Source organism: Amycolatopsis sp. FBCC-B4732, from assembly GCF_023008405.1.
Classification (GTDB): domain Bacteria; phylum Actinomycetota; class Actinomycetes; order Mycobacteriales; family Pseudonocardiaceae; genus Amycolatopsis; species Amycolatopsis pretoriensis_A.
In genome coordinates this window covers 6,140,460-6,163,557 of the sequence record NZ_CP095376.1, presented here as the reverse complement: position 1 = coordinate 6,163,557, position 23,098 = coordinate 6,140,460, and the positions used below count along the sequence as shown (strand labels likewise).

The 23,098-nt window shown below is 70.7% G+C and carries 24 protein-coding genes; 9 read left to right on the top strand and 15 right to left on the bottom strand.

Translation table 11 applies throughout. The features are described 5' to 3' along the window. Positions 1 to 27: 27 nt before the first annotated feature. Both MUY14_RS26855 and MUY14_RS26850 read right to left on the bottom strand, forming a co-directional pair. Positions 28 to 477, bottom strand: coding sequence for a 2-oxo-4-hydroxy-4-carboxy-5-ureidoimidazoline decarboxylase (locus MUY14_RS26855; RefSeq protein ID WP_247013053.1), 450 nt, complete (start codon positions 475 to 477; stop codon positions 28 to 30). Positions 478 to 532: 55 nt separating this feature from the next. Then, complete coding sequence (locus MUY14_RS26850) at positions 533 to 1,009, bottom strand: helix-turn-helix domain-containing protein (RefSeq protein WP_247013051.1); 477 nt, start codon at positions 1,007 to 1,009, stop codon at positions 533 to 535. Between the two features lie 128 nt (positions 1,010 to 1,137). Here MUY14_RS26850 and allB point away from each other — a divergent pair, with 128 nt between their 5' ends. Further along, the gene (gene allB / locus MUY14_RS26845; RefSeq protein WP_247013049.1) at positions 1,138 to 2,466 is read left to right on the top strand and encodes an allantoinase AllB; all 1,329 of its coding nucleotides are present in this window, start codon (positions 1,138 to 1,140) and stop codon (positions 2,464 to 2,466) included. A 1-nt stretch (position 2,467) separates the two neighbouring features. Then, on the top strand, positions 2,468 to 3,481 hold the full coding sequence (gene alc, locus MUY14_RS26840) for an allantoicase (RefSeq protein WP_247013047.1): 1,014 nt from the start codon (positions 2,468 to 2,470) through the stop codon (positions 3,479 to 3,481). Here alc and MUY14_RS26835 read toward each other — a convergent pair. The 8 genes from MUY14_RS26835 to MUY14_RS26800 are packed head-to-tail and all read right to left on the bottom strand — an operon-like array spanning position 3,478 to position 10,355. Further along, positions 3,478 to 4,500, bottom strand: a complete 1,023-nt coding sequence (locus tag MUY14_RS26835; RefSeq protein ID WP_247013045.1) for a restriction endonuclease — start codon at positions 4,498 to 4,500, stop codon at positions 3,478 to 3,480. The two genes, alc and MUY14_RS26835, sit on opposite strands and share 4 nt — an antisense overlap. 9 nt (positions 4,501 to 4,509) lie before the next feature. Beyond that, the gene (locus MUY14_RS26830) at positions 4,510 to 4,686 is read right to left on the bottom strand and encodes a hypothetical protein (protein ID WP_247013043.1); all 177 of its coding nucleotides are present in this window, start codon (positions 4,684 to 4,686) and stop codon (positions 4,510 to 4,512) included. Between the two features lie 37 nt (positions 4,687 to 4,723). Beyond that, the gene (locus tag MUY14_RS26825) at positions 4,724 to 5,482 is read right to left on the bottom strand and encodes an MBL fold metallo-hydrolase (protein ID WP_247013033.1); all 759 of its coding nucleotides are present in this window, start codon (positions 5,480 to 5,482) and stop codon (positions 4,724 to 4,726) included. Between the two features lie 43 nt (positions 5,483 to 5,525). Beyond that, complete coding sequence (locus MUY14_RS26820) at positions 5,526 to 6,002, bottom strand: CoA-binding protein (RefSeq protein ID WP_247013031.1); 477 nt, start codon at positions 6,000 to 6,002, stop codon at positions 5,526 to 5,528. Further along, positions 5,999 to 7,285: an O-acetylhomoserine aminocarboxypropyltransferase/cysteine synthase family protein gene (locus MUY14_RS26815; RefSeq protein ID WP_247013029.1), complete on the bottom strand. Its 1,287-nt coding sequence runs from the start codon at positions 7,283 to 7,285 to the stop codon at positions 5,999 to 6,001. Before MUY14_RS26815 ends, MUY14_RS26820 begins: the two co-directional genes overlap by 4 nt. Positions 7,286 to 7,343: 58 nt before the next feature. Next, complete coding sequence (locus MUY14_RS26810; protein WP_247013027.1) at positions 7,344 to 8,699, bottom strand: Clp protease N-terminal domain-containing protein; 1,356 nt, start codon at positions 8,697 to 8,699, stop codon at positions 7,344 to 7,346. Beyond that, positions 8,692 to 10,011: a caspase domain-containing protein gene (locus MUY14_RS26805; RefSeq protein WP_247013025.1), complete on the bottom strand. Its 1,320-nt coding sequence runs from the start codon at positions 10,009 to 10,011 to the stop codon at positions 8,692 to 8,694. Before MUY14_RS26805 ends, MUY14_RS26810 begins: the two co-directional genes overlap by 8 nt. Then, a complete protein-coding gene (locus MUY14_RS26800; RefSeq protein WP_247013023.1) occupies positions 10,008 to 10,355 on the bottom strand; it encodes an effector-associated constant component EACC1 in 348 nt (115 codons plus the stop codon). Before MUY14_RS26800 ends, MUY14_RS26805 begins: the two co-directional genes overlap by 4 nt. A gap of 127 nt (positions 10,356 to 10,482) precedes the next feature. Between MUY14_RS26800 and MUY14_RS26795 the strand changes: the two genes are divergently transcribed. Then, complete coding sequence (locus MUY14_RS26795) at positions 10,483 to 10,902, top strand: VOC family protein (RefSeq protein ID WP_396126868.1); 420 nt, start codon at positions 10,483 to 10,485, stop codon at positions 10,900 to 10,902. A 100-nt stretch (positions 10,903 to 11,002) separates the two neighbouring features. Continuing rightward, positions 11,003 to 11,962 carry a sigma-70 family RNA polymerase sigma factor gene (locus MUY14_RS26790; RefSeq protein ID WP_247013019.1) on the top strand — a complete coding sequence of 320 codons (960 nt, stop codon included), beginning with the start codon at positions 11,003 to 11,005 and terminating at the stop codon, positions 11,960 to 11,962. Here the strand turns inward: MUY14_RS26790 and MUY14_RS26785 are convergent. Both MUY14_RS26785 and MUY14_RS26780 read right to left on the bottom strand, forming a co-directional pair. After that, a complete protein-coding gene (locus MUY14_RS26785) occupies positions 11,952 to 12,581 on the bottom strand; it encodes a (2Fe-2S)-binding protein (protein WP_247013017.1) in 630 nt (209 codons plus the stop codon). The two genes, MUY14_RS26790 and MUY14_RS26785, sit on opposite strands and share 11 nt — an antisense overlap. Positions 12,582 to 12,585: 4 nt before the next feature. Beyond that, positions 12,586 to 13,440 carry a putative RNA methyltransferase gene (locus MUY14_RS26780; protein ID WP_396126590.1) on the bottom strand — a complete coding sequence of 285 codons (855 nt, stop codon included), beginning with the start codon at positions 13,438 to 13,440 and terminating at the stop codon, positions 12,586 to 12,588. 173 nt (positions 13,441 to 13,613) lie between these two features. Here MUY14_RS26780 and MUY14_RS26775 point away from each other — a divergent pair, with 173 nt between their 5' ends. The 4 genes from MUY14_RS26775 (at position 13,614) to MUY14_RS26760 (ending at position 19,448) form a co-directional block, all read left to right on the top strand. Continuing rightward, positions 13,614 to 15,002, top strand: coding sequence for an ammonium transporter (locus MUY14_RS26775; RefSeq protein ID WP_247013013.1), 1,389 nt, complete (start codon positions 13,614 to 13,616; stop codon positions 15,000 to 15,002). After that, entirely contained in the window at positions 14,999 to 15,337 is a 339-nt protein-coding gene (locus MUY14_RS26770) for a P-II family nitrogen regulator (protein WP_086677886.1), read from the top strand. Before MUY14_RS26775 ends, MUY14_RS26770 begins: the two co-directional genes overlap by 4 nt. A gap of 10 nt (positions 15,338 to 15,347) precedes the next feature. Further along, entirely contained in the window at positions 15,348 to 17,663 is a 2,316-nt protein-coding gene (locus MUY14_RS26765) for a [protein-PII] uridylyltransferase (protein ID WP_247013011.1), read from the top strand. Between the two features lie 90 nt (positions 17,664 to 17,753). Next, positions 17,754 to 19,448 (top strand): DUF262 domain-containing protein, encoded by a 1,695-nt coding sequence (locus MUY14_RS26760; RefSeq protein ID WP_247013009.1) that lies wholly within the window; start codon positions 17,754 to 17,756, stop codon positions 19,446 to 19,448. Here MUY14_RS26760 and MUY14_RS26755 read toward each other — a convergent pair. From MUY14_RS26755 to MUY14_RS26745, 3 genes are all read right to left on the bottom strand, one after another. Further along, on the bottom strand, positions 19,445 to 20,749 hold the full coding sequence (locus MUY14_RS26755) for a diguanylate cyclase (protein ID WP_247025249.1): 1,305 nt from the start codon (positions 20,747 to 20,749) through the stop codon (positions 19,445 to 19,447). The genes MUY14_RS26760 and MUY14_RS26755 overlap by 4 nt on opposite strands. A 473-nt stretch (positions 20,750 to 21,222) precedes the next feature. Further along, the gene (locus MUY14_RS26750; protein WP_247013007.1) at positions 21,223 to 21,969 is read right to left on the bottom strand and encodes an SDR family NAD(P)-dependent oxidoreductase; all 747 of its coding nucleotides are present in this window, start codon (positions 21,967 to 21,969) and stop codon (positions 21,223 to 21,225) included. 23 nt (positions 21,970 to 21,992) lie between these two features. Then, positions 21,993 to 22,577, bottom strand: a complete 585-nt coding sequence (locus tag MUY14_RS26745) for a TetR/AcrR family transcriptional regulator (RefSeq protein ID WP_247013005.1) — start codon at positions 22,575 to 22,577, stop codon at positions 21,993 to 21,995. A gap of 117 nt (positions 22,578 to 22,694) precedes the next feature. On the opposite strand from MUY14_RS26745, the gene MUY14_RS26740 reads away from it, so the two are divergent. Next, positions 22,695 to 23,057, top strand: coding sequence for a hypothetical protein (locus MUY14_RS26740; RefSeq protein WP_247013003.1), 363 nt, complete (start codon positions 22,695 to 22,697; stop codon positions 23,055 to 23,057). Positions 23,058 to 23,098: the final 41 nt, after the last annotated feature.

Genomic DNA, 23,098 nt, shown 5'->3' with positions numbered 1-23,098 from the left:
TGTTGGATGGTTCACTCGCAGGCTCGTTCACGCGGTCACCGCTTTCGCGAGTCGGAGTTCGGCGATCTTGAGGAGTTCGCGCCCGGCGACGGCCAGTTCGGTCGCGGGGTCGTTGTCCAGGCGCTCGCGCAGGATCTTCAGCAGCTCGTCGCCGCTGCGGCCGCTGGCGCAGACGAGGTAGACGTGCCCGAACTTGGCTTCGTACTCGGCGTTCGCGGCGGCGAACGCGTCCGGATTGTCCACACCGGACTGTTCGGAGCGCGCGAAGCCGTCCGCCGGCTTGTCCCCGATCCGCGGGTGCGCGGCCATCGCCTGCCGGATCTCGTCGCTGCTCAACGGCAGGCCGGCGGCGGCTTTGAGCGCGTCGACGTCGGCGTACGGGCGCCCGGCCAGCACGGCGTCGACCCACCGGGGCACGGCGAGGCACTCGGTCAGCAGCGGGCGGACGTCGGCGGTGTTGAACTCGGTGAGCAGCACGGCCTGACCGTACGTCGGCCCCGGAGTTCCGTCAACATTTTGTTGAAAGCGCTGGTCAGTCCGCTTCCCGGTTGAGGTAGTTGTAGACCGTGAACCGGGTGACGCCCAGCGCGTCGGCCACCGACGAGACCGATTTCCGCAGGCCGAAGGCCCCGCGTTCACGCAGCAGCCGGACCGCGCGCTGCTTGCCCGCGCGGTCGAGTTCGCCGAGCTTGGCGCCCAGTTCGCGCTCGACGTCGGCGATCAGCCGGGCCAGCGCGTCGTTCAGCTCGACGACCGGCGCGCCCCCGGGGTCGTCGGCCCGGCGCAGCTGCAGCGTGACGCGGGTGGCGCCGCCGTCCAAGGCCGCTTTCGCGATCGACGGCAGGGCCTCGAGCAGCTCCTTCGCCTCGCCGCGGGCGAGGGTGCCGAGCGGCCCGAAGTCGGTGTCCAGTCCCGCTTCCGCGGCGGCGTCGCGAGCGGCGACGGCGTGTTCGGGCGGCGAACCTTCGCCGTGGAACGGTTCGCTGGTGAACTCCGCTTCAAGCCGCACGGGTCGACCGTAACGCGCCGCGTCCGTCGTTGACGAGCGGCGCGCGCCGTGGTTACTGTCGTTGTGCGAAACCGTCTTTCCGTTCTGTGGAATCGATGGTGCTCATCCTCCCGGCGAAGGGCTTTCGGATGGATCTTGTGGTGCGCGCCCCACGGGCCGTGACGGCCGAGGGCGAAGTTCCCGTGACGCTCGGCGTCGACGGCGGCCGGATCGTCGCGGTCGAACCCGGCGGCGCTTCGCTGTCCGGCGACCGCGTCCTCGACCTCGGCGGCGACGTCGTGCTGCTGCCGGGACTCGTCGACACGCACGTCCACGTCAACGACCCCGGCCGCGCCGAGTGGGAGGGCTTCGAAACGGCGACCCGCGCGGCCGCCGCGGGCGGGGTGACCACGATCGTGGACATGCCGCTGAACAGCCTGCCACCGACGGTGGACGTGGCGGCGCTGGAGGTGAAGCGCAAGTCGGCCGCCGGGCGCGTGCACGTCGACGTGGGCTTCTGGGGCGGTGCGATCCCGGGCAACGTTCCCGACCTGCGCGGGCTGCACGACGCCGGCGTGTTCGGGTTCAAGTGCTTCCTGCTGCACTCCGGCGTCGACGAGTTCCCGCCGCTCGACCCGGCCGGGCTCGATGAAGCGTTGCGGGAGCTGAGTTCCTTCGACGCGCTGATGATCGTCCACGCCGAGGACGCGCACGAGATCGGTGCGGCGCCGGAGCCGCACGGCGGTCGTTATGTCGACTTCCTGCACTCGCGGCCGCGGCAGGCGGAGAATCTCGCCATCACGCACGTGATCGAGGCGGCCCGCCGCACTTCCGCGCGGGCGCACATCCTGCACCTGTCCTCTTCGGACGCCCTGCCGCTGATCGCCGCGGCCCGCCGTGACGGCGTGGCGCTGACGGCGGAAACGTGCCCGCACTACCTGAGCTTCGTCGCCGAGGAGATCCGCGACGGCGCGACGCAGTTCAAGTGCTGCCCGCCGATCCGCGAGGCGGCCAACCGCGAGCGGCTCTGGCAGGGGCTCGCCGACGGCGTGATCGACACGATCGTCAGCGACCACTCGCCGTGCACGCCGGAGCTGAAACGCTTCGACAGCGGCGACTTCGGCGAGGCGTGGGGCGGGATTTCCAGCCTGCAGCTGGGCCTGCCGGCGATCTGGACGCAGGCGCGGCAACGCGGGTTCGCGCTCACCGACGTCATCCGCTGGATGGCCGAGCGCCCGGCCGCGCAGGCCGGGATGCGCCGCAAGGGCCACCTCGCGGTGGGCTACGACGCCGACTTCTGCGTGTTCGCGCCGGACGAGGCGTTCGTCGTCGACGTCGCGAAGTTGAAGCACCGCAACCCGGTGAGCGCCTACGACCGCCGTCCGCTGGCCGGCGTGGTGCGCTCGACGTGGCTGCGGGGCACCGAAATCACCGGCGACGCGCCGCATGGCGCGCTGCTGACCCGGGGGAACTGCTGAAATGGAGGCTGTGGTGTCCGACCGTCCTGAGTGGACAGAACTGCCCGACCTCGCGTCCCGGCGCTTCGGCGGGACCGTGATGTGGGCGACCGACGAGCTGTTCGCCGAGAAGGAGAACCTGGTCAACCCGTGGGTCCCGGCCCACCGCGCGGAGACGTTCGGCCCCAAGGGCCAGGTCTACGACGGCTGGGAAACCCGCCGCCACCGCGAACCGGGCGACGACCAAGCCGTCCTCCGGCTCGGCCTGGCGGGCACGGTCACCGGCGTCATCGTGGACACGGCGTTCTTCAAGGGAAACTACCCGCCGCACGTCTCGGTGGAGGCGACCTCGGTCCCGGGCTACCCCTCGGCGGCGGAGCTGGCATCGGCCGACTGGGACGTCCTGGTCGACCGAGCCCCGGCGGCCGGCCACACGGAGAACTTCTACGCGATCAACGGTTCCCGCCGGTACACGCACGTACGCCTGACGCAGCACCCGGACGGCGGCGTCGCCCGCCTGCGCGTCCACGGCCTGCCGATCCCGGACCCGGACCTGCTCGACCTGGACGCGCTCGACCTGGCGGCCTTGGAGAACGGGGCGGTGGTCACGGGCTGCAGCAACAAGTTCTATTCGTCGCCGAACAACCTGCTGTCCCCGGGCCTGGCGGCCCACCAGGCGGAGGGCTGGGAGACGGCCCGCCGCCGCGACGCCGGCAACGACTGGGTGACGCTGCGCCTGGCGGGCGCGGGCATCGTCCGCTTCGCGGAACTGGACACGAGCAACCTGAAGGGCAACGCCCCGGGCTGGGCGTCGGTCAGCGGCCGCGACACGTACGGCGAGTGGGTGGACCTGCTCCCGAAGACGCGCCTGCAACCGGACACCCGCCACCGCTTCGCCGTGAAGGACGCCCCGGAGGTGACGGAGGCCCGCCTGGACATCTACCCGGACGGCGGCCTGGCCCGCCTGCGGCTCTTCGGCCGCCTCACGGAGGCGGGCCGCACGAACCTGAAGGCGCGGTTCTCGAAGACGCGCTAGCTCAGCGTGCTGTCCACGATGTAGACGGGCCGCAGCGGGAGAAGGCGCTTGTACTCGAGGCTGAACTTGTCGTAGTGCTCGAAGATCAGCTTGACCAGCTGGCGGCCGTTGATCAGGCGGAGGTTCTGGCGGTGCCGTTCTTCGTGCTGCGCGTCGGCGGAATAGCTGCCCAGTGTGACGAACAAGCCGAGCTCGGACCCGCCGGCCGCGAGTGTCCCGGTCAGCTGCTGAACCTCGGGGCGGCCGATCGACGAGGTCGTGCGCTTGCACTGCACCTTGACGATCGGCGGCTCCAGCAGGAGCGGGTCGTGCGAGGCCAGGATGTCGTAGCCGCCGTCCCGTGAAGGGCTCGTCACCTCGGTCCGGTACCCCATGGCCCCGAGGAGGTGGGCGACGAAGTGCTCGAAGTCGATCCCCTCGAGCTTGGTCATCAGGGTCTCGATGATGAAGTCGCGGGTGTAGGTCTCGATCCGTTCGGGATCGGGCTGATCCGCGGCTTCGTCCGCGGCGGCTTCGGGTTCGGCTTCGGCCACTGACGGGGCCGTGGCCGAAGTCGCACCGTCGAGGAAGTCGAGGAACTCCTGCTTGTGCTGCTTGACCTGGAACACGGTCACGGCCGAGCCGATTTCGTAGCGCGCGCTCTGGGAGAACGTCGTGCGGGGGATGCTCGTCCGCAGCCAGGTCACCGGTCGCCGGTTGGCGTGCGTGGGAGCGTCCTTCGCGAAGTAGTAGTCACCCGTGATGCGGCCGATGTTGATCGTGCTGTCCGGCTTGTACGGGTAGATCACGAGATCCCCGGGCCGCATCCGGTGCCGGAAGGAAAGCAGCGTCCCGGCGGTGACCGGGATGGCGCCCGGCTTGAGGTACGGACGTTTCCGGGCGACCCGTTCTTTCGCGTCCTCGCGATCGTCCTTGAGATCGGTGAGATCCCCGAGGTCGTCCCAGCCGATCGACACGAATCCGTTCGCGACCAGGTCCAGTTGGGGCTGGTCGTTGTGGACGCCCCAGATCGTCGTCATGGGGTCACGCTAGCTGTTCGCCCCGGGCCGGTTGAGGTAGGCCGAAGCCAGTGAGAGGACGCAGGCGCAGCCGACGATCGCGCTGACCCACCACGGCAGGCCGGTCACGACGCTCCAGACGAAGCCCGCCGCCGCCAGCAGGGCGACGAGGAGGTTGCGGAACTGCAGCGGCGTCGGTTTGGCCATGCCGCCAGCCTCTCACGGCCCGCTCCCGGACCCGTGCTCACCCGGCTCGGACCGCCGCGTGCCGGCCGGGTTCGAGGAGCACCAGCCGGTCGGCCAGCCCGGCTGCCTCGAAGGCCTTCCGGAGCACGTCCGAGCCCTCGGTGAAGTGCTGCCAGCCGCGGAAGTGCAGCGGCACCACCTTCGCCGCACCGAGCACCTTCGCGGCTTCGACGGCGTTCTCGCTGGTCAGTGTCAGGGGAGCACCGTCGAAGAACCGTGTCCGGGCGGCGCCGGCGAAGAGCACCGCGATGTCGACGCGGAACCGCGAGGCGATCTCGCGCACGAGATCGACCGACGCGTTGTCCCCGCTGACGTACACGGTCGGGAGGCCATCGCCGGTCAGCACGAAGCCCGTGACGTCCCCGGTGACCCGCGAAGCCCCTTCGGGTCCGTGCAGGGCCGGGACGGCGGTGACGGTCAGCGGCCCCACCCGCGTCTCCTCCCACGGCGCCAGCCCCCGCGCCGTGCCGCCGAGGCGCGCGGCCCCGCTCGGCGTGATCAGCGTCAACGGCACCGTGGCGAGGTACGCGCGGCCGCGGTCGTCGAGGTTGTCGGGGTGCTGGTCGTGCGACAGCAGCACGGCGTCCACCACCCCGACCGCGGCCTCGGACAGCACCGAATCCTCGGTCTTGACCAGCACGCGCTCGCCGACCGGGTGGTCGCCGGGCGCGTCGAAGGTCGGGTCGGTGAGCAGCCGGACGCCGCCCAGTTCCAAGAGCGCCGTCGGGCCGCCGGACAACGTGATCCCCAAAGTCATACCGGGGCCAACAGTGGGAACGCCCGTTCTCTTCCCGTGCCGCCTAAGGCGCCGACTGCCGCCGCGAGCTGATCACGCCGGTGTTGAACCCCGCCAGGTGCAGCCCGCCGGCGAAGCGCGCGTGCTCGATCTTCACGCACCGGTTCATCACGACGTCGAGCCCGGCCTCCCGCGCCCGGTCGGCGGCCGGCTCGTGCCACAACCCGAGTTGCAGCCACAGCGTCCGCGCGCCGGCGTCGACGACCTCGCCGGCCACCTGCGGCAGGTCGTCGTGCTTGCGGAAGACGCTGATCAGGTCCAGCTCGCCCGGGACGTCCTCGAGCGACGCGTACACCGGCTTCCCGAGCAGCGTGTCCAGGCGCGGGTTGACGAAGTTGACCTCGTACCGCGTCGAGGAAAGCAGGTAGGTCGCGACGAAGTAGCTGGGCCGCGCCGGGTTGGCGGACGCGCCGACGATCGTCACCGACTTCGTCCGGTTCAAGATCGCGCGCCGCTCGACGGCCCCGACGTCGTGGGTCATCCCGCCACCGCCTTGCCCAGCGCCTGGTCGAGGTCCCAGACGAGGTCGCCGACGTCCTCCAGCCCGATCGACAGCCGGATCAGGTCCGGCCCGACGCCCGCGGCCGCGAGCTGCTCTTCCGACAGCTGCGCGTGCGTCGTCGACGCCGGGTGGATGACGAGCGACCGCGCGTCCCCGACGTTCGCCAGGTGCGACAGCAGTTCGACCGACTCGACGAACTTCTCGCCGGCCGCGCGGCCGCCGTCGATGCCGAAGGAGAACACCGCGCCCGGCCCGGCGGGCAGGTACTTCTTCGCGAGGTCGTGGTGCGGGTGCGACGGCAGCCCGGCGTAGGACACCCAGGCCACGCGCGGGTCGGCTTCGAGGTGCTCGGCGATCGCGCGGGCGTTGGCGACGTGCGCGTCCATCCGCTGCGGCAGCGTCTCGATCCCTTGCAGCAGCAGGAAAGCCGAGTGCGGCGAGAGCGCCGCGCCGATGTCCCGCAGCTGCTCGGCGCGCAGCCGGGTGCAGAACGCGTACTCGCCGAAGTTCTCCCAGTACTTCAGGCCGCCGTAGCTGTCGACGGTCTCGGTCATCCGCGGGAACTTACCGTTGCCCCAGTCGAACTTCCCTGACTCGACGACGATCCCGCCGAGCGTCGTCCCGTGGCCGCCGAGGAACTTCGTCGCCGAGTGCAGCACGATGTCGGCCCCGTGCTCGATCGGGCGGCACAGGTACGGCGTGGCGAGCGTGGCGTCGACGACCAGCGGGATGTCGTGGGCGTGCGCCAGGTCGGCGAGCGCGGCGAGGTCGGCGATGCCGCCACCGGGGTTGCCGATGACCTCGGTGTAGAGCAGCCGCGTCCGGTCGGTGATCGCGGCGGCGTAGTCGTCGATCCCGCCGCTGACGAACGTCGTCTCGACGCCGAAGCGCCGCAGCGTCCCGGTGAGCTGGGTGACGGTGCCGCCGTAGAGGCCGCTCGCGGACACGATGTGGTCACCGGCCTCGGCGAGCGCGCTGAAGGTGAGGAACTCGGCGGCCTGCCCGCTCGCGGTGGCGACCCCGCCGATGGCCCCTTCGAGACTGGCGACCCGCTCCTCGAACGCGGCGACGGTCGGGTTCCCGATCCGGCTGTAGACGTTCCCGTACTTCTGCAGCGCGAAGAGGTTGGCGGCGTCGGCCGCGTCCTCGAAGACGAAGCTGGTGGTCTGGTAGATCGGCACGGCCCGGGCCCCGGTCGCGGGATCGGGGGTACCACCCGCGTGCAGGGCGCGGGTGCGGAAACCCCAGGTGCGTTCACTCATCGGTGTGCACGCTACCCACGGGTTCGCGGGGGCGCTATCCGTCCCAGCGGCCGGTCGCTCAGCCGACGCGCCAGATCTCGCTGTCGACACCGCCGTAGAACTGCAGGAAAGCCTCCGGCACCGGCCGCGCGGGACGTCCCCGGTGGGCGGGTTCGAGCACGCCGAGGAGCTGCGCTTCGACCTTCCACTCGTTGCGCAGGTCCTGGATGGTCCGGCTGAGGTCGGCCTCGCTCAGGCTCGACGTCCCGGCCGCGCGGGCACAGGCCTCGTCGATGAGGTCGATGGCGCTCCTCGGCAGCCGGTGCTGCCGGTCGTACCGCGAGGCCAGCTCGACGGCCGTGACGAGCACGTCGTCCTCGATCGTGAGGCGGTGGTGGTCGACCAGCCGTCCCCGCATGACCCGCAGCACTTCGACCGCGGATTCCGGCGCCATCTCGACCACCTGGATCGGCTGGAAGAGCTGAGCGAGCGCGGGACTTTCGGCGTTGACCCGGCGATAGCTCTCGGGGGTGGCGGTGCACCCGACGAGGACGTCGCCGTGCAGCACAGCTGCGCTCAGGATTTCGGCGTGTTTGCCGTGCACGAGGTCGGAGATGTCGTCGAGCAGCAGGATGACGTCATCGCGCGCCCGGACTTCGGCCATTGCTTCGCGCAGTTCTTCGTCGGCGTGGCCACCGCGGTTGAGCGCGTGGACGGCTTTGCCCTTGAGTCGCTCCGGGACTTCGCCTGCGACGATCCGCTGGGCGAGTCCGTCGAAGACCGCTGCCCTGCCGACCCCGTGCTCACCCACAAGGACGGGATTGTGCCGCGTGCGGCGGGAGAGGACCTGGATGAGCCGATCGATCTCTTTGGCGCGGCCGACGACGCGGTCCAGCGCACCGTCCCGCGCGAGTTCGGTGAGGCCGCGCCCCAGCTGTTCCAATGGGGACGGTGCCCTTTGTGCCGTTTTCGTGATTTCCGCCGCCGGAGTTTTTGCCTGATTCGGAATGAATTCCAGCACTGTTTGCCGGAGCTCGTCGAGTGAGATGCGCAGGTTGGACAGTACCTCGACCTCCACCCCTTTGCCTTTGCGGATCAGCCCGAGCAGGATGTGTTCTGTCCCGATGTAGCTGTGGCCGAGTCGCAGTGCTTCGCGCAACGCGAGCTCCAGAACTTTCTTCATGTCGGATGTGGAAGGAAGGTGTCCCGCACCGGGAGGCGCCGTGCCCGGACCGACGACCTCGAGCACTTCTTTGTGGAGCACCTCGGAGGTGAGTCCGTGACGGTCCAGTGCCTGGGCAGCGATCCCTTCGCCTTCGAACGCCATGGCGATGAGGAGGTGCTCGGCTCCGATGTAGTCGTGCTGCAGCTCCTTGGCCGCCTCCTCGGCCAGGACGACGACACGGCGCGCTCGATCGGTGAAGCGCTCAAACACGGTCCGCCTCCTCCTGCGAAAGCAGCATCAGATCCCGCCGCACCCGGCCGGTCTGAGGCGCCCCTTCACCCAGGTGAACCTTCTGCATCGTCCGCAGCTCCTTCAAAAGCGCAACACTCTCTTCGATCCACCCGGTCAAAGCGAGATTCACCGCGAGAACGTGCTGAGCCCGCCAGCAAGCCGGATCAAGGTGCCCCGACACGCGCCGAAGGTCAGGCAACAGCGCCCGAAGTACGGCAATCGCCTCCTCCCGAAGCCCCGACTCACCCAGGTTCACCGCCAGCAAATGCCGCGTCCACAGCGTGTCGGCGTGCTCCTCACCAAGCTCGGCGGACTGCCGGACGAACAGGTCCCGCAGCCGCTCGACCGCCTCCGACGGATCTCCGCCCTCCCCGATCGCGTGGGCGATGAGCTGCTCGGTCCGCCACACCTTCGCGTGCCCGTCACCGAGAAGCGCCTGCTGCCGGGCGAGCACCTTCCGCAAGTCCGGCAGCTGCTTCGCCCAGCTCTCGGCCCGCCCGCGCCGGATGATCCCCTTGACCCGGACGTCCAGGTCCTCTTCACTCTCGGCCGAAATGGCGTGGTTGCGCGCGATCCTGAACCGCCCCGAATTCTGGCTCCCGCGCTTCTGCGGCCGCGGGAGGCCGGCCGCCGTCATCACCGTCGACAGCTGGTGGAAGACGTCGTCGACCGTCAGGAATTCACCCGCTTCCGGAATTCCGGTCTTCAGTACTCGCAACAGCCGCCCGGTGAACGCCGTGTGCGCCTCGCCCTCGAGCACGAGCGCGACCTGGTCGCGCTGGGCCGACGTCATCAGGTACGTGCCGTCGATGTCCAGCTGGCCGACGACCGCCCCGACCGGATCCGCGAGTGTTTCCCCCATCGCCCGCCCCGAATAGCAGGAATCCAGGATGACGACCTTCGTCCGCGCCGGGCTGTCCAGGATCTGGTCTCGCAGCGCGTCGTAGGACAGCGAACCGAAAGTGGGGTGCTCGAGATCGCTGTCGGGAAGCCCGAGGTACAGCTCGTGCCGGCGGCCGACGATGCCGTGGCCGACGAAGTAGACGACCAGCAGACCCGTCGCGCCCGCCATCGCCTCGCGGATCCGGCGCCCCAGCTGGGCGATGTCCGGCTCGTCGAGGAGAACCGTGCAGTGCTCCGCCCCGACGAGCCCGTGGTCCGGGTCGGTCAGTACGTCCCGCAGGTCGTGCAGGCACTGCTCGACGACCGGAATGGGAGGCAGGCGCTCGTCGGTGTACTGGGACGTGCCGATGAGGACGACGCGCGATTCTTCCGGAACCGCGCCGGTCATGCCGATTCGTCCTCCCGGAACACGCGGTCGAGGATCGCTTCGATGTCCTCCGACCCGACTCGCTCGGCGTCGATCTCCGCGACGCGGTCACCCCGGCTCACCCGGACGACGACGTGCTTGCCGCGTGGCCGCTGCACCCAGGCCTTCACCGCGGAAGCGAGGACGGTCAGCGCGCCTCCGCTGCCGACCGAGATCATGATCGCGTCCGCGATCGTCCCGAGCTCGCCCGGCTTCGGCGCGGCGTAGCGCTTGCGCACCGCCGGTCTCAGCTCGGGGTCGCCGCGCAACCAGTCGAGCAGCGACTCCTGGAGCGCGGGATCGTTCACGGAAACGGCGATGTCCATGCGAATGCTCGCCCACCCTCTCGGCCGGTGCAACGTGCCGGGGATGTCGCCGGGCCCTCTGCTCTTGTTACGCGCGGTGCCGGCGCCTGCGCGGGGCTACCCTTCCCCCGTGACGGTGCGCTGGAGCCTGACGATCGACTGCGCGGAACCCCGCGCGCTGGCGAAGTTCTGGGCGGTGGCCCTCGGCTACATCGAGCGCCCGCCCCCGCCGGGGTGCGCGAGCTGGGAGGCGTGGTTCGAGCAGCAGGGCGTGCCCGAGGCGGAGTGGGACGACGGCGCGTTCCTGAGCGACCCCGAGGGCGTCCTGCCGAGCATGAGCTTCCTCAAGGTCCCCGAGAGCAAGGTCGCGAAGAACCGCCTCCACCTGGACGTCCACGCCGGCGGCGGCCGCGAGGTGCCCTGGGAGACGCGCTGGGAGCGGGTCGTCGAGGCGATCGCCCGCCTCACCGCGGCGGGTGCGACGGTGCTCCAGGAGCACACCCTGGACGGGCGCCCCGACCACTTCGTGCTGGCGGACCCCGAGGGCAACGAGTTCTGCGTGGTCTGAGACCGGCCGTCCACCGGGTATGACCGGGCTCACTCCCGTTCCGGTCACATCGCCCGCCGCCGCGGGGTCTACTCCGGTGACCCCGGGTGAGAGGAACAGAGTGGACGCGCTGACCGAGCGGTTCGAGCGGGAGCGGCCGCGGTTGCGCGCGGTCGCCTACCGGATGCTGGGGTCGGCCGCCGAGGCCGACGACGCCGTCCAGGAGGCGTGGCTGCGGTTCCACCGCACCGACGCCGCCGAGATCGGCAACGTCCCCGCGTGGCTGACCACCGTCGTCGCGCGCGTGTGCCTCTCCGCGCTGCGGTCCCGGCGCAACCACCCCGAAGAACCGCTCGACGGGCGGCCCGAGCCCGACGACGAGCGCCGTGATCCCGCGCAGGAAGCCGAGCTGGCCGACGAAGTCGGGCTCGCGCTGCTGGTCGTCCTCGACGCGCTGGGCCCGGCCGAACGCGTCGCCTTCGTGCTCCACGACATGTTCGCGGTGCCGTTCGAGGAGATCGCGCCGATGCTCGGCAAGACGCCGGCCGCGACCCGGCAGCTCGCGAGCCGCGCCCGCCGCCGCGTTACCAATCCGGCCGAAAGCAGGCGGACACGGTCCGGCGCCGGCTCTGCCACGGGCACCGGTTCCGCCGTGACTGCCGGTCGGATTGGTAACGATCGACACAGCAAGGGCGGGACCGCCGCGGACGCGGGCCTGCCCCGGCGGCGCAAGGTCGTCGAAGCGTTCCTGGCGGCGTCCCGCGGCGGCGACTTCGAGGCGCTGCTCGCCCTCCTCGCCCCGGACGTCGTCCTGCGCGCCGACCGCTTCGCCGGCCCGACGCCGGCGCCGATCGTGCTTCAGGGCGTCGAGAGCGTCCGCCGCGGCGCGATCCTGGCGTCCGAACGCGCCCGCGCGAGCGAACTGGCCCTCGTCGACGGCGCGCCCGGCCTGCTCATGGTCCGCGAAGGACGGCTCGCGGTGGTCCTGGCGTTCCGCGTCGAGGACGACCGGATCACGGGCATCGACGTCATCGCCGACCCGGACCGGCTGGCGAAGCTCGAGCTGGCCGTCATCGACTGAGCGCCGCGCGAAGGCGGGCTTCGCGCTCGGCGGGCGGCTGACGCGGGCAGCTCACGCACTTGGGGTTGCCTGCTTCATAGATGAGGCAGCACGACGCCCGCCGCACCGCCGGGGTGCGCCCGACGCGCACGAACCGCGGCTTCGGCAGGTCCAGCCCGATCGCCGCGACCAAAGGCTCGGCCAGGGTGAGCGCCCGCTCGGGATCGGACGTCCAGAGCAGCCGGTTGCCGATCGAGTCGGTGGCGATGGCGCCCAGCGCGCGCTCCCGGGCCCCGCTGACGGCGGCGATGGTGCCGATCGCGGTGCCGAGGGCGACCTTGAAGGCCGCCCCCAGCTCGGGCAAACCGCCCTCCAGCGCACGGGTGGACCGCGCGCCGAGGAACCGGCCGTCGGCGACGAGGTCCAGCTCCACGGCGTCCAGCGACGGGTCCACGAGCTTTCCGGCGACCAGGCCCTCGACAGCCGGCGCCACCAGCACCGACGAGAGCGAGTACCACCAGATCGTGCCCAGCACCTCCGGCCGCGCGCACCCGTACAGCTTCGCCGCGCCGCCGATGCGGGCCCGGACCCATTCCGCGTCCGCGAGCCGGGTCGCGGGGGCGGTCCAGTCGGGCTTCACCCCTTCACCCTTCCAGACGCCGGTAGGTCGACACCGTGAACGACACCGTCACGACCTGGGGCTCGCTCAACGCCGCCAGCCGCGCCCGGCGGTCACCGCGGTCCAGGTGGAACGCCGCCGGCCCCATCCCGACCACCTGCCGCACCTGCTCCGGGGACAGCTCGACCTCCTGGCGGACCGCCGTGCGGCCCGTCCGCGCGAAGTACTCGCCGAGGGTGCCGTCCAGGCGCTCGTCCTTGCGCTCGTCGACCGCCAGCACCAGGTCGCCCAGCTCGCGCAGGTGGTCCGGCGCGGGGGCGGCCACGACCAGCAGGCCGCCGGGGCGCAGCACGCGGTGGAACTCCGGCCCGTTGCGCGGCGCGAAGACGTTCAGCACGACCGACGCCACTTCGTCGCCCACCGGCCACGGCTCCCACAGGTTCCACACCGCCGCGCCCAGCCGCGGGTGGGCGCGGGCCGCCCGTTTCAACGCGGCCGCCGAGACGTCCAGCGCGAGGCCGAACGCGCCGGACGCGTCCAGCACCCGCGCCAGGTAGTAGCCGGTGCCCGCGCCCGCATCGACGACTAGGTCGTCGGCCTCCGCGCACGCCCGCGCCAGCTCGTCGGCGAGGCCACGGTAAGCGCCCGACGCGAGGAAGTCCGCGCGGGCCGCGACCATCTCCGCGGTGTCCGCCGTCCCCGCTGGGATTCGCGCGTGCAACAAGTTCACGTAACCCTGTCGCGCTAGATCGAAAGAGTGGCGGTTCCCGCAACGCAGCGTGCGATCGGCTAGCCCGATCAGGTCACCGCAGACCGAACACCGCAACGCCTCCACCACTCGGGGTGGCAGTGGGTCATTACCGGGGCCGCTCGCCGTCATGGGGCTATTCGACCACGGCGTAAAGCAACCGGACACTTCAGCACAGGTCTCCGGAAACCTGTCCGTAACAACCCGGCGCGGACAGTTCACGCGGGTGAAACCTCTCGCGCCGCCCCGTGAAACACCGCGCGCCAAAACTGCCAACGCACGAACCCAGGGCACGGGAGGACGATGTGCTGAACGCAGGAGACACCGCATGGGTACTGGCCAGCGCCGCGCTGGTCATGCTCATGACCCCAGGACTGGCGTTCTTCTACGGCGGGATGGTCCGCGCGAAGAGCGTCTTGAACATGCTGATGATGAACTTCATCGCGCTGGCCGTAGTGGGGGTGCTGTGGGCCCTCTACGGGTTCACGATGTCCTTCGGCGACGACGCGTTCGGCGGTTTGCTGGGTAACTTCCACTTCGCCGGTCTCGAGAACACCTTCGGCAAGCTCGCCGGGTTCGCGACGGCCGCCACCGACACCAGCCCGGCCGTCGCCTGGCCCGGCTCGGACGGCTTGCCCGTCCTCGCCTTCGTCATGTTCCAGCTGATGTTCGCGATCATCACCCCCGCGCTGATCTCCGGCGCCATCGCCGACCGCGCGAAGTTCTGGGGCTGGACGCTGTTCGTCGTCGTCTGGGTGACGATCGTGTACTTCCCGGTCGCGCACTGGGTGTTCTCGTTCAACGGCTTCATCGGCGAGAACTCCGTCGGCGGCTGGATCGCCAACAACCTCAAGGCACTCGACTTCGCCGGGGGTACCGCGGTCCACATCAACGCCGGTGCCGCGGGTCTCGCCCTCGCCATCGTGCTCGGCAAGCGCAAGGGCTTCCCGAAGGACACCGGCCGGCCGCACAACGTGCCGTTCGTGCTGCTCGGCGCGTCCCTGCTGTGGTTCGGCTGGTACGGCTTCAACGCCGGTTCGGCGCTGGCCGCCAACGACCTCGCGGCCGTCGCGTTCACCAACACGACCGTCGCCACCGCCGCCGCCGTCCTCGGCTGGCTGGTCGTGGAGCAGCTGAAGTTCGGCAAGCCGACCACCCTCGGTGCGGCCTCGGGCGCGGTCGCCGGCCTGGTCGCGATCACCCCGGCGTGCGGTTTCGTGAGCCCGATCGGCGCCATCGCGATCGGCCTCATCGCCGGCGTGCTGTGCGCGCTCGCCATCTCGCTCAAGTTCAAGTTCGGCTTCGACGACTCGCTCGACGTCGTCGGCGTCCACCTGGTCGGCGGCATCGTCGGCACGCTGCTGATCGGCTTCTTCGGCACCACCAGCGTCAACTCCCTCGGCGCCGACGGGCTCTTCTACGGCGGCGGGTTCACCCAGCTGGGCCGCCAGGCGCTGGCCGCCGGCGCGGTGCTCGCGTACTCCTTCGTGCTGTCCTTCATCATCGGCTTCGTGATCAAGAAGGCCGGCGGTTTCCGCGTCAGCACCGAGGACGAGGTCACCGGCATCGACGAGGCCCAGCACGCGGAGAGCGCGTACGACTTCACCGGTTCGGGCGGTGGCCTCGGCCAGCCGACGATCATCCCGGTCAAGTCCGCCGCCGGCACCGCGAAACTCGAGGAGAGCAAGGCATGAAGCTCATCACGGCGATTGTGAAGCCGTTCACGCTCGACGACGTCCGCTCCGCGCTGGAGCAGCTGGGCGTCCTGGGCATGACCGTCAGCGAAGTCCAGGGTTACGGCCGCCAGAAGGGCCACACCGAGGTCTACCGCGGTGCGGAGTACTCGGTGGACTTCGTGGCCAAGCTGAAGATCGAGGTCGTCACCGACGACACCAACGTGGAGAAGGTCCTCGAGGCCATCACCACGGCCGCGCACACCGGCAAGATCGGTGACGGCAAGGTGTGGGTGACCCCGGTCGAGACGGTCATCCGGGTACGCACCGGCGAGCGCGGCACGGACGCCCTATAAGGCGACGGGGATGGCCGACGGGGGCGAACTGGTCAAGGCCACCGAGCGTTTGCTCGAGGGCAGGCACGGGAGGCTGGGGGCGTCCGCACTGCGGGCGGCCTTGGTCGACCTCTACGAGTTCTGGCTGGGCAGGGGAGCCTCGGCGGCCGGCGTCGACACCGCGGAACCGGGTGTCGCGCTGGTCGCCGTGGGCGGGCTCGGCCGCCGGGAGCTGGTGCCGTTCTCCGATCTCGACCTGCTGCTGGTGCACAACGGCAACAGCGGCGTCGGCGAGATCGCGGACGCGCTCTGGTACCCGTTGTGGGACGCGAAAGTCGGGCTGGACCACTCGGTCCGCACGCCCGGCGAAGCGCTGAAGGTCGCTTCGGAGGACCTTCGCGTGGCGATGGGCCTGCTCGACGCCCGGCACCTCGCCGGGGACGCCGAGCTGAGCGGCAGGCTGGTTTCGGCGGCGCGCGAGCAGTGGCGCCGCACCGCGCGCAAGCAGATCCCGGACATGACGGCGTCGGTCCGGCAGCGCTGGGCCCGCAGCGGCGAGATCGCGCAGTCCGCCGAACCCGACCTCAAGCACGGCCGGGGCGGGCTGCGGGACTTCGCCGTCCTGGAAGCACTGGCCGCGGCGCAGCTCACCGCGCGTCCGGGCGAAGAACTGCTGGAGGCCAAGGAACTCCTGCTCGACGTCCGCACCGAACTGCGGCGGGAGATCCGGCGCGAACGGGACGTCCTGGCCGCGCCGGAGGCCGAGCTGGTCGCCGCCGAACTCGGCTTCGGCGACCGGTTCACGTTGGCCCGCAAGCTGTCCGGCGCGGGCCGCACCATCGCGTACGCGCTGGACGTGGCTCTCCGGTCCACTGTGGAGCCGCCGAAGACGCGGTTCGGGCGCCGTCCGTCGCGGACGCCGCTCGCGGAAAACGTGGTGCTGCACGGGAACGAGGTCGCGCTGGCCCGCGACGCCGTCCCGGCGAAGGACCCGGCGCTGCTGCTGCGGGTGGCCGCGGCGTCGGCGCGCACCGGGAAGCCGATCGCGCTCGGCACGTTGAAAGCGCTGGCGGAATCGGCGCCGGAGCTGCGCGCGCCGTGGCCGGCGGAGGCGTTGAACGCGCTGGTCGAGCTGCTGGGCGCGGGGGAGGGCCTGGTCGACGCGGTCGAGTCGCTCGACCGGACCGGCCTGTGGTCCCGGCTGTTCCCCGAGTGGGGCGCGGTCCGCGACCTGCCGCCGCGCTCGCCGGTGCACCAGTGGACGGTCGACCGCCACCTCGTGCGCACCTGCGTCGAGGCGGCCAAGCTGACCACCACGGTCGCGCGGCCGGACCTGCTGCTGATCGGCGCGCTGCTGCACGACATCGGCAAGGGCCGCGAGGCCGATCATTCGGAGCTGGGCGCGAAGATCTCCGCCCAGGTCGCGACCCGCCTCGGTCTCAGCCCGGCCGACGTCGCGACGGTGTCGGCGATGGTCCGCCACCACCTGTTGCTGCCGCACACGGCGACCCGGCGCGACATCAGCGAGCCGGCCACGGTGGCGCGGGTGGTGAAGACGCTGGACAGCGACCTGGTCCTGGTCGAGCTGTTGCACGCGTTGACGCAGGCGGATTCGCTGGCCACCGGCCCGGGCGTGTGGACGGACTGGAAGGCGCGCCTGCTCGCGGAACTGGTGTCGGGCTGCGAAGAAGTGCTGCACGGCAAGGGTTTCACGGCCCCTTCGCCGATGGACGACGAACAACGCGAACTCGTCGCGTCGGCGGTGGCGTCGGGCACGGGCCAGATCCGCATCAGCTCCCACGGCAAGGTCGTGACGGTCCTGCTGGCGGTCCCGGCCCGCGCGGAACTCCTGGCCCCGGCGGCGGGCGTACTGGCGCTGAATTCCCTGGAGGTCCACGCGGCGGTCCTGCGCGGCCACGACGGCGGCCGCGCGGGCGTGTTCACGGCGTCCCCGAAGTTCGGCTCCTTGCCGGACGCGACGCTGCTGCGCGAGCAGTTCGCCCGGGCGGTCGCGGGCACCCTGCCCCTGACCCAGCGCCTGGCGGCGAAGGAACGCGACTACGGCTCCCCGTCGGCGGCTTCGGTGGCGCCGAAGGTCCTGTGGTTCGACGACGAGGCAACGGGCCCGGACACGGTGGTCCTGGAGCTGCGCGCGGCCGACCGCATCGGCCTCCTGTTCCGGGTGGCGGGCGCGTTGCGGAGGTGCGACGCGGAGGTCCGCTGGGCGAAGGCATCGACACTGGGCGGAGCGGTGGTGGACTCGTTCGCGGTGACCCCCCGCAGCGGCCGCATCGAACCGGGCTGGCGCCGAGAGGTGGAACAAGCCGTCCTGGCGGCGGCTTCCTAAGCGCGTTTGTTCGGAGCCGCGCGGACCCGCGGCTCCGAACAATGCGGTAACGGCTGTAACGACCGGTGCCCGCTCACCGAGATCTTCCGCATGGCCGGGACCAAAATCCAAGCAGCGGAGCACACCGTCGGCGAGATCTTCGACGACGCCTACCAATTCACCATCCCTCGTTACCAGCGCCCGTACGCGTGGACGACGGAGCAGGCCGGTGAGATGTTCGACGATCTCCTGGCCGCTTCCCGGTCGAGAGACTCGCTGTCCGAATCGGATCCCTACTTCCTGGGGAGCATCGTCCTCGTCAAAGCGGAAAAGCAGGCGCTCGCCGAGGTGGTCGACGGACAGCAGCGCCTCACCACCTTGACGGTGCTCTACAGCGTCCTCCGCGAACAGGTCTCGCCGGAGTTCGCCGCTTCGCTCGAGAAGCGCATCTTCCAGAAGGGCGACCCGATCAAGGGCACCGCCGACCAGCCGCGGCTCCGGCTGCGGGATCAGGACCAGGGCTTCTTCGAAAAGTACATCCAGGAGCGATCCGGCAACGACCTGCTGCCGGACCTCCGGAACGTGACGCCGGACAGTCGGCTCCGGCTGGTCGAGAACGCGCTGCTGTTCAAGACCCGGTTGAACGCGCTCGAGACGGTGGAGCGCGAGCGGCTGGTCTCGTTCATCGACATGTACACCTACCTCGTCGTCGTGGCGACCGTCGACTTCGAGTCCGCCTACCGGATCTTCTCGGTCCTCAACGAACGCGGCCTGGACCTCACCCACACCGACATCCTGAAGTCGGAGATCATCGGCAAGATCCCGGAAGCCGACCAAGACGCCTACACCACCAAGTGGGCACAGGAGGAAGACGACCTCGGCCGAAACGACTTCGGCGATCTCTTCTCCCACATCCGGATGGTGTACGCGAAGACGAAGGCCCGGGAGTCGATCCTCAAGGAATTCCGGGCGTCCGTGCTGAGCCGGGTACCCGACGGCAAGAAGTTCATCGACGACGTGCTGGTTCCCTTTTCGGACGCTTTCGAGGTGGTCAGGAGCGCCAGCTACGCCGGGGGACCGGGCGCCGAGGAGATCAACCGGCTCCTGGCCTGGCTGAAACAGCTCGACAACACGGACTGGATCCCGCCGGCGATCAGCTACTTCAGCCGGCCGACCGCCGACTCCGCGTCATTGCTGCGTTTCCTCGGCGACCTCGAACGCCTCGCCGCCAGCATGCTCGTGCGCCGGGTGGACATCACCCGCCGGGTCGAGCGGTACGGCCGCGTCCTCGACTGGCTGGAGAAGGACCGCGACCTCTACGCCCCGGAGTCCCCGCTGCAGCTTTCCGGGGACGAACAGGCGGAAACCCTGGCGAAGCTGGGCGCGGAGATCTACACGGTGACGAGGATCCGCCTGTACGTGCTGCTCCGCCTCGACTCGGCCTTGTCGGACGGGGGAACGAACTACGACGGCTACCCCCTGATCAGCGTGGAGCACGTCCTCCCGCAGTCCCCGGCCGTGGACAGCGTGTGGACCCACGCGTTCACCGCGCAGGAACGGGTCTACTGGGTGCACCGCCTGGCGAACCTCGTCCTGCTGTCGAAACGGAAGAACTCCCAGGCGAGCAACCTCGAGTTCGAGGTGAAGAAGACCAAGTACTTCGAGAAGACGAGCTGGCCACCGTTCGTGCTGACTTCCCAGGTGCTCGCGTCGGACGGCTGGACCCCGGCCGTCCTCGAAGAGCGTCAGGAGACCTTGCTGAAGGTGCTCGGCGGCCTCTGGCGGCTGGAGGCGGCGGCTTCCTAAGCCGGCGCGGTGCCGTCGACCACCTGGTTGCGGCCCGCGTCCTTGGCCCGGTACAGGGCCTTGTCCGCGGCCTGCAGCAGGCGGTCGACGGCCGTGCCGCCGTCCGGGTACGTCGCCACGCCGATCGATGCCGACAGGTCGCCGATCACCCGGGACGCCGTGCCGTCGAAGTACTCGACCTTCAGCGTCTCGATCGCCGAGCGGATGCGCTCCGCCACCGCCAGGACCGCCGCCGGGCCGATCTCCGGGAGCAGGACCACGAACTCCTCGCCGCCGAAGCGGCCGACCGAGTCGTAGTCGCGGACCGCGCTCTTGATCGTCGCCGCGACCGCGCGCAGCACCGCGTCGCCCGCCAGGTGGCCGTGCTCGTCGTTGATCAGCTTGAAGTGGTCGAGGTCGATCATCAGCACGCCGAACGTGCTCCGCTTGCTGCGCTGGGCGCGTGCCAGCTCGCGTGAAGCGAGCACGTGCCAGCCGGTCGTGTTGAACAGGCCGGTCTTCTCGTCGGTCGTCGCCGCGATCTCCAGCTGCTTGATCAGCACCGCCCGGTGCAGCACCAGCAGCGGCGGCACGATCGCGACGGCGAGCGCGGGCAGCGTCGCCAGCGTCAGCGCCGTGAGCAGGCCCAGGCACAGCGTCGCGACCTCGAGGAGGTTGTCGCCGAGGCCGCCGAAGAACGCCTTCACCGAGCGCGTCGTGATGGTCAGCGCCGGCAGGATCGTGATCGCCGAGACCAGGAAGTACGCCGCCGCGGCGAGCGCGATGGCCGTGACGCCCCGCCAGCCCGACGTCAGCGCCGTGTACATGTCCGGGACGCCGAGGCGGCTCAGCACGAACTCGGCCGCGTAGCAGGTGATGACGACGAGCGTCGCGTTCAGCGTGGTCCGGAACGGCGGCACGCGCTTGATCCGCGCGAGGCTGCGCGTCGCCAGGTGCAGGTAGAGGACGGCGATCAGCGCCGTGACGAGCGCGGGCGGCAGGAGCAGCACGCCGGCGAACGTCCAGACCGACGTCAGGTTGATGTGCGGGGTGTCCGACACCAGCCGCCGGACGCGCTCGACCTGACGGCCCAGCTCGGCCTGCATCACACCGAGCCCGGCGAGCACCCCGAGGACGGCCACGTCCCACGTCCGCACGGGTACTTCGGCGGCCGTCCAGACGGTGGCCACGAGCGCCACGGACTCGACGAGGAAGCAGTAGAAGACGAGCGATCGGCGCTGCCGCCAGAGCGTCCAGCGAGCAGGGTTCAGCGCCCCTCGGATCCTGGCCGCGTGGCGTTCGGCCGGACGGGCGCCGTCCATACTCAAGGCGGTCCAACTCCCCTGGGTGAGCCGACGATCCGCGTCCACCCCACCACACCGGGCGGCGACGATCGACGATTGCCACACGATCGGAGCAGCGAAGGGAGGCCGCCGTCATGCGCAACCGCGAATCCTGACTCGCCACTGTCCTGTTCGTACGCCCGGAAGGAGTAGCGCCGTGCGCAATCGCGAGTCCTGAATCGCAGCCATCCGTCAGCACGTCCGGAAGGAGTCCTGCCGTGCGCAACCGCGAGTCGTGAGCCGAGCCGCCCGTCCGCACGCCGGAGAGGAGAGCCCTGTGCGCAACCGCGAGTCCTGAACCCCCAGTCATCCGCCCGCACGCCCGAGAGGAGCAGCCCCGTGCGCAACCGCGAGTCGTGAGCCCCGCCCACCCGTCCGCACTCCCAGGAGGAGAGCCCCGTGCGCAACCGTGAGTCCTGAAGGAACGCCGCGGGCCCGGGTGGGGCCGCCGGTCAGGCGGTCACGCCGCCGTCGACCACCAGGTCGTGCCCGACGGTGAAGGCCGCTTCGTCCGAAGCCAGCCACAGCACCGCGGCCGCCACCTCGGCGGTGGCACCCACCCGGCCCAGCGGGATCGCGCCCTTCACCCGCTCGGCGCGATCGGCGTCCGTCTCGCCGGGGCGCAACGACATCCCGGTGTCCGTCGCGCCCGGGCTGACCGCGTTGATGCGGACCCCCTCGCCGATGTGGTCGCGCGCCGCCGTGCGGGTCAGCGCGCTCACCGCGGCCTTCGACGCCGCGTAGGCCGCCATGTTCGGCAGCCGCCCGTGCGCGCCGATGTTCGACGCGATGTTGACGATCGCGCCGCCGCCGTGCGCCCGCATGTGCGCGACCTCGTGCTTCAGGCACAGCCACGTCCCGGTGACGTTCGTGGCCAGCACCGCGCCGAAGCCGTCCTCGTCGAGGTCCGCGGCCGGCGCCGGCGACCCGAGGATGCCCGCGTTGTTGACCGCGACGTCCAGCCCGCCGTGCCGCGCGACGATCGTCTCGACCATCCGCGCCACGTCCGCCGGGTCGGTGACGTCCACCGTCACCGCGTCGCCGCCGATCTCCTGCACCACGGCCGCCAGCCGCTGCTCGTCGCGCCCGGCGACGACCACCGTCGCGCCCTCGGCCGCGAACGCCCGCGCCGTCTCCCGCCCGATGCCCGAACCGCCGCCCGTCACCAGGACGACCTTGCCGGTGAATCGTGCCCCCATCGTGTGCCTTCTTTCTGGTCCGATCAGTCTTGAATAAGGCGCATTGCCTGTGAGGCGGCCGCGTCCAGCCGACGTGAAGCGTCCGCGCCCTTGCCCAGTACGCGCAGGCCCTGCAGCACGGTCAGCAGGAAGCGCGCGAGCGCCGCCGGTTCGCTGCCGGCGGCGAGTTCGCCCTGCGCCTTGGCGCGCTCGAGCGCCATGGTGAGCGCGACCTCGAGGGTGTCCCAGCTGCGTTCCACCAGCCGGGCGACCTCGGGGTCGCGGGGGAGCAGCTCGATCGCAGCGTTGACGACGAAGCAGCCCATCTTCGTCTCGTCGCCGAGGATTTCCGCCAGGTAGCCGTCGAAAAGCCGGCGTACCGCGGCCACCCCCGAGCCCGGGCCCGACAACTCGGCCAATACTCGCGCGTCGGCCCGTTCCGCGTACCGCTTCAACGCCGTCACGTAGAAGTCGTGCTTCGACCCGAAGGTCGCGTACAGGCTGGCTTTGGCGACGCCGACGTGCGTGACGAGGTCGCTGACCGACGTCGCCTCGTACCCCTGCTGCCGGAAGAGCGTGAGCGCGGCGTCGCAGGCTTCGTCGACGTCGAACTCCTTGACCCGGGACATGATCGAAACCCTAGCCATTTCGAGAACGTTCGGTCAAATAAGCAAGCGGCGGTGTGTCGCATCAGGTCACGGCGCGTGCGGTGGCACTATGGCTGCTCTGACCGAGGGGGTGCGCGAATGCAGGATCGGCTGACGCTGCCCCCGACCGTCGTCGCCGCCCACCTGCGGTCGTGCGCCGAGGAGCTCGCCGCGGGCCTGCGCTGCGGCGGCCCGGGCGCGACGACCGCCGAGCTCACCGACGTCGTCGCCCAGCTCGTGGCCGGCCAGGAAGCCATTTCGCGCGCGCTCGCCGGGCTCGCCGCCCGCGTCGGAGCCGGGGCGGACGCGCTCGCCGCGGCCCCGCCGCTCGACGTCGAGGTGGTCACCGAGGTGCTCCGCGCGGCCGCCGTCGCGTCCCGCTGTTCGGCCGAAGCGCTCGACGCGGTCACGCCGTCGTTCGAATGTGTGAGCGAATCCGTCGCGCCTGACACCCGTTTGTAGCTGTCGGCCCGCGGGATCGCCTGGCTAGCCTGGGACCTGCG